Origin of the sequence: Mesorhizobium sp. M7A.F.Ca.US.002.01.1.1 (assembly GCF_004022955.1) — a bacterium.
Taxonomy (GTDB): Bacteria; Pseudomonadota; Alphaproteobacteria; order Rhizobiales; family Rhizobiaceae; genus Mesorhizobium; species Mesorhizobium ciceri.
Genome location: NZ_RZQE01000793.1, coordinates 1 through 1,705, shown reverse-complemented (window position 1 = coordinate 1,705; position 1,705 = coordinate 1). Strand labels below are relative to the sequence as shown.

At 64.0% G+C, this 1,705-nt stretch carries 2 protein-coding genes; one reads left to right on the top strand and one right to left on the bottom strand.

Going from position 1 to position 1,705, the window contains the following annotated elements; genetic code table 11:
* The coding region (locus tag EN932_RS35490; RefSeq protein WP_128369493.1) for a peptidylprolyl isomerase at window positions 1-667 on the top strand (667 nt) is incomplete at its 5' end.
* A 71-nt stretch (window positions 668-738) separates the two neighbouring features.
* On the opposite strand, the gene EN932_RS35485 is transcribed toward EN932_RS35490, so the two are convergent.
* Window positions 739-1,338 (bottom strand): TetR/AcrR family transcriptional regulator, encoded by a 600-nt coding sequence (locus tag EN932_RS35485; RefSeq protein WP_128369492.1) that lies wholly within the window; start codon window positions 1,336-1,338, stop codon window positions 739-741.
* Window positions 1,339-1,705: the final 367 nt, after the last annotated feature.

The window sequence follows — 1,705 nt, the reverse complement described above, 5'->3', positions numbered from 1 at the left end:
GCGCCGTGCCGCCGCCCTTTCGGCTGCCATCGAGATCCGCGTCATGGCCGCCCAGGCGGTCACCACAGGGCTCGACAAGGATCCCGACTTCCAGCGCCGCATGGCCTTCCTGCAGCAGCGCGCGCTGCACGGCGAGATGGTCGAGAAGGGTGTCGTCGACAAGGTCACCGACGCCGAGGTCCGCGCCCGCTACGACCAGGAAATCGCCAACACGCCGCCCACCAACGAGCTGCATGCCCGTCACATCCTCGTGAAGACGAAGGAAGAGGCCGAGGCGATCATCAAGCAGCTCGACGGCGGCGCCGACTTCCAGAAGCTCGCCAACGAACACACCAGCGATCCGTCAGGCAAGACCAGCGGCGGCGATCTCGGCTGGTTCGGACCTGGCCAGATGGTGCCGGAGTTCGACAAGGCGGCCTCCGCGCTCGAGGTCGGCAAATACACCGAGCAGCCGGTGCAAACGCAGTTCGGCTGGCATGTCATCAAGCTCGAGGACAAGCGCACCAAGCAGCCGCCGGCCTTCGACGACGTCAAGGACCAGGCCAAGCAGGCGGTCATCCGCGACAAGTATTTCGCGCTGGTCAAGTCGCTGCGCGCCGGCGCCAAGGTCGAGATCCCCGACGCCAACCTGAAGAAGGCGGTCGATACGCTGGAAAGCGCCAAGTAAGACTGGCAGCTTTTTTGAAAAGGGGCGCGGCAGCCAGGGGTTGCCGCGCCCTTTTTCATTCATTGCCGTCTTTACGAGGCAGGCGCCGCTATGCCTCGCATCACGTAGTTGACGGCCTTGTCGATGGTCGCTTCGTCCTCGTCGAGCCGGTTGGTCAGCAGATGTCTCCAGGCGCAGGAGGCGATCAGGTCGGCGACAACAGCTGAATCGATTTCGGCCGGGATTTCGCCCCTTGCCTTGGCGCGTTCGATGATCTGGGCGGTATGGGACCGTCGGCCCAGTGAGTAGTCGGCAAGGGCCGCGGCCGCGGTCTCGTCCGACTGTGCCTCGGCGATCAGCGACCGGAACACGCTTCCCGACGATGTCTCGCGCCAGTGGGCGAACAGGTTCTTCAGGAAGCCGACGAGATCCTCCTCCAACACCCCGGTATCGGGAACATCGACGCGCTTCTGGCGCTGGTAGACCTCAAGCAGCAACGCCGCCTTGCTCGGCCACCAGCGATAGATGGTGGGTTTGCCGGCGCGGGCCCGCCGCGCCACCGCCTCGATCGAGAAACCGGCATAACCGGCTTCGACCAGCACGGTCTCGGCGGCTTGGAGAATGGCCTCGGCGCTGTCGGGATTGCGCCGCGCACCGATCGATCTGCGCGCCGGATCGGCGTCCTCGGCCATCTCTGTCGTCCTCGCCAAACACTTCGCCGGCAATATAGGTGACCCGACGCTCAAACGAAACGGCGCGTTTTGAAGCTTCTGGAGGCTGGCAAGGTCGGGGCAGGGGTTGGTCGTTTTTCTGGAATCTTACCGGCGTCTCGGTTGGTGAGCCCCCAAAAGCAAAACCCGCCGGAGGCGGGTCACTGGCGCAAATCAGCACCATGGACGAAAATGTAGCATAGCTGCTCTCACCCTGTCAAGAATAAATTCCTACTAACATGAACGCGGCCGGCGCAAACTGGCTGACACCGCCGGACCGGCCGTCGGACGATGTCTACTGCATGGCTTGCGACGTCTCGGAGCCCTGCTCCCAGGGGCGAGTTCGAGC

Bases quoted from the DNA above. Each gene is read 5' to 3' on its own strand.
- EN932_RS35485 (WP_128369492.1), bottom strand. From the start codon at position 1,338: ATGGCCGAGGACGCCGATCCGGCGCGCAGATCGATCGGTGCGCGGCGC.